Consider the following 3471-nt stretch of genomic DNA (forward strand, 5'->3'; position numbering starts at 1 on the left):
GGCGGCCGTCTCCCTGGAGGCGCCGATCGAGGTCCCCGCCGCCAGGGGCTGCGGCCCGTTCGGCATGCTCGGCCGCCGACGTCGCGCACGTCGGGCAGCGCCACGCCCGGCTCGGTGTGCAGGGCGAGCGCCAGCGCCGGCAGCGTCGTCACGGCCAGGCCCCGCGCGACCAGCCGCTGGATCGCGACGTGGTCCTCGGTGGCGAAGGCGATGTCGGGGGTGAACCCGGCGCGGGCGCACGCCCACCGCAGATGGTCGCGGCACCGCGCGCAGCCCGACGCCCACGTCTCCCCGGCCAGGTCCTCCAGCCGCGGCCGCTCCGCCGACGCCAGCGGATGCGCCGCCGGGACCAGCAGCCGCAGCGGATCCTCGAACAGCACGACCTCCCGGAACCGCGCGTCGGTCTCGGGCGGCACGGACGCGTGCCGGAACACCACCGCGACGTCGGCCTCCCCAGCGCGCAGCAGCGCCAGAGCCTCGGGCGGCTCGGCGTCCACCAACGTCACCGACACCCCCGGCGCGCGGGCCCGCAGCCGGACCAGGGCGTCGGGCATCAGACCGCCCGCCGCCGTGGGGAACACCGCGGCCCGCACCCGGCCGGCGCGCAGCCCGGCGATCGCGGCGATCCGCTCCTCGGCGTCGCCCATGCGGGCCAGCACGTCCTCGACGTGCTCGACCAGGACCCGGCCCGCCTCGGTCAGCCGCACGCCCCGGCCGTGCCGCACCACCAGGGGAGTGCCGACCTCGGCCTCCAGGCGCGCGATGTGGTGCGACACCGCGGGCTGGGTGTAGGCCAGGGACCGGGCGGCGGCGGTCATCGACCCGAGCCGCGCCACCTCGCGCAGGATCCGGCCTCGATGCAGGTCCAGCATCGCCGCAAGGTATCAACCGCGCTGATGGGACGCCAAGAAAACCGTACTTTGTGCTATGGCAGGCCGGTGCTCCACGATCGGGGACATGACCCTTTCCCTGCCGCAGGCGCAGCGCGAGTTCGGCGCCGGCGTCGCCTTCCTCAACACCGCCACCTACGGGCTGCCGCCGCGCGCCGCGCACGAGGCGATGCTCGCCGCCGAGCGCGACCGGGCCGCCGGGGTGCTGGACCCCCGCGCGCTGGACGAGGCGGTCACGCGCTCCCGGGAGGCGTTCGCGCGGCTGCTGGGCGTCCCGGCCGACCGGGTCGCGTGCGGCCCGCAGGTGTCCTACTTCACCGGGCTGGTCGCGGCGTCCCTGCCCGCCGGCGCCGAGGTCCTGGTCGCCGACGGCGACTTCACCTCGCTGCTGTTCCCCTTCGCCGCCCGCCCCGACCTGAGCGTCCGGTCGGTCCCGCTGGAGCGGATCGCCGAGCACCTCGGCGCGGGCACCGGCCTGGTCGCGGTGTCGGCGGTGCAGTCCGCCGACGGCCGCATCGCCCCCATGGACGAGATCATCGCCGCCGCCCGCGCGCACGGCGCCCGCGTCCTGCTGGACGCCACCCAGGCCGCCGGATGGCTGCCGCTGCCCGCCGACCGCGTCGACTGGCTGGTCGCCGGCGGCTACAAGTGGCTGCTCGGCCCGCGCGGGACCTGCTTCCTGGCCGGCACCCGCGAGGCCCTGGACGCCCTGCCCGCCATCGGCGCCGGCTGGTACGCCGGCGCCGACATCTGGGACTCCATCTACGGGCTGCCGCTGCGCCTGGCCGGCGGCGCCCGCCGCCTGGACCTGTCCCCGGCGTGGCAGTGCTGGGCCGGGCACGCCCCCGCCCTGGAACTGCTGGAGCAGGTCGGGATCCCGGCGATCCACGACCACGACGTGGCGCTGGCGCGCCGGTTCGCCGCCGGTCTCGGCCTCCCGCCGGGAGACTCGGCGATCGTGTCGGTGCCCGTCCCCGACGGCGCCGCCGACCTGCTGCGCCGCAACGGCGTCATCGCCGGCGTGCGGGCCGGGCGGCTGCGCTGCGCGTTCCACCTCAGCACCACCGAGGCCGACGTCGACAAGTCGGTCGGACTGCTCGCCCCGCTCGTGCACGCCGCAGGGTGAAGTTCTTACAAGGTTCGAACAAGGTGCCTTGACCGGCCCGTCCGAGCGGCCCTGGCCGGGCCCCGCGCTCTACGTTCGTGCGCATGAACGTACTGCTCACCGGGTCGGCCGGGTTCATCGGCTCCCACATCGCCGAGGCCCTGACCGCCGCCGGCCACCGCGTCCGCGGGCTCGACACGCGCCCCGACGGGCTCGGCGACCCGCCCGCCGACGTCCGCGACGCCGCCGCGGTCGCACGGCGGCTTCGGGGCGTCGACGCCGTCTGCCACCAGGCCGCCAAGGTCGGTCTCGGCGTGGACTTGTCCGACCTGCCCGACTACGCCTCCGTCAACGTGCAGGGCACCGCCGTGCTGCTGGCCGAGATGGCCCGCGCCGGCGTCGGCGTCCTGGTGCTGGCGTCCTCGATGGTCGTCTACGGGGAGGGCGCCTACACCTGCGCCGTCCACGGGCCCGTCCGCCCCGGGCCCCGCCCGGAGGACGCCCTGCGCGCCGGGCGGTTCGAGCCGCCGTGCCCGGCGTGCGGGGAGCCGCTCGCGCCCGGCGCCGTCGGCGAGGAGACCCCGCCCGGCCCCCGCAACGCCTACGCCGACACCAAGCTCGCCCAGGAGCACCTGGCCGCGTCGTGGGCGCGCGCGACCGGCGGCTCCGTCGCCGCGCTGCGCTACCACAACGTCTACGGGCCGAGGATGCCGCGCGACACGCCCTACGCCGGCGTCGCGGCGATCTTCCGGTCGAGGCTGATGGACGGGCGGGCGCCGCTGGTGTTCGAGGACGGCGCGCAGCGCCGCGACTTCGTCCACGTCCGCGACGTCGCCCGCGCCGGCGTGCTGGCGCTGGAGCGCACCGCGGCCGCCCCGCCCGAGCCCGGCGGCCTGCGCGCCTACAACATCGCCAGCGGCGACCCCCGCACCGTCGGCGACATGGCCGGCGCGCTCGCCGACGTGTTCGGCGGCCCCCGCCCCCGCGTCACCGGGGACTACCGGCTCGGGGACGTCCGCCACATCGTCGCCCGGCCCGACCGCGCCCGCGGCGAGCTCGGCTTCCGCCCGCGGGTGCCGTTCGCCGAGGGCGTCGCCGAGTTCGCCCGGACGCCCGTCACCAGTTCGTAAGGGTCGCCGCCCCATCACCGAAAGTAGCGTCTGAGCTGTGATCGATGTGGTTCTCCCGTGCCTGAACGAGGCCGAGGCGTTGCCCTGGGTGCTGGACCGGATGCCCGACGGGTTCCGGGCCCTGGTGGTCGACAACGCCTCCACCGACGACTCCGCCCGCGTGGCCGCCGACCGCGGCGCCCGCGTCGTGGCCGCGCCGCAGCGCGGCTTCGGCGCCGCCTGCCACGCCGGACTGCGGGCCGCCGAGACCGAGGTGGTGTGCGTGATCCGTGCTGGCGTCGACGCGGTCGCCGGTGCTCACCAGGTGCACCGGCGAGTGGTAGCTGGGCAGGTCGCGCGCCTGGTC

Annotated in this window: 4 protein-coding genes; 3 read left to right on the forward strand and 1 reads right to left on the reverse strand. The window is 76.9% G+C overall.

The window, feature by feature from the left end; genetic code table 11:
- Nucleotides 1-872 (reverse strand): LysR family transcriptional regulator (locus AB0K37_RS41125; protein WP_363991376.1); only part of this gene is annotated, 872 nt, incomplete at its 3' end.
- 85 nt (nucleotides 873-957) lie between these two features.
- Here AB0K37_RS41125 and AB0K37_RS41130 point away from each other — a divergent pair.
- From AB0K37_RS41130 to AB0K37_RS41140, 3 genes are all read left to right on the forward strand, one after another.
- On the forward strand, nucleotides 958-2016 hold the full coding sequence (locus tag AB0K37_RS41130) for an aminotransferase class V-fold PLP-dependent enzyme (protein ID WP_363991379.1): 1059 nt from the start codon (nucleotides 958-960) through the stop codon (nucleotides 2014-2016).
- 83 nt (nucleotides 2017-2099) lie between these two features.
- Nucleotides 2100-3125, forward strand: coding sequence for an NAD-dependent epimerase/dehydratase family protein (locus AB0K37_RS41135; protein WP_363991382.1), 1026 nt, complete (start codon nucleotides 2100-2102; stop codon nucleotides 3123-3125).
- 37 nt (nucleotides 3126-3162) lie between these two features.
- Nucleotides 3163-3471, forward strand: a 309-nt coding sequence (locus tag AB0K37_RS41140) for a glycosyltransferase (RefSeq protein ID WP_363991385.1), incomplete at its 3' end; no start/stop codon positions are given.

The organism is Actinomadura sp. NPDC049753, from assembly GCF_040674655.1.
In the GTDB taxonomy this organism is placed as follows: domain Bacteria; phylum Actinomycetota; class Actinomycetes; order Streptosporangiales; family Streptosporangiaceae; genus Spirillospora; species Spirillospora verrucosospora.

What these genes read in the sequence shown, in the direction of transcription:
- AB0K37_RS41135 (WP_363991382.1), top strand. Translation starts at nt 2,100, where the DNA reads ATGAACGTACTGCTCACCGGGTCGGCCGGGTTCATCGGCTCCCACATC.
- AB0K37_RS41130 (WP_363991379.1), top strand. Translation starts at nt 958, where the DNA reads ATGACCCTTTCCCTGCCGCAGGCGCAGCGCGAGTTCGGCGCCGGCGTC.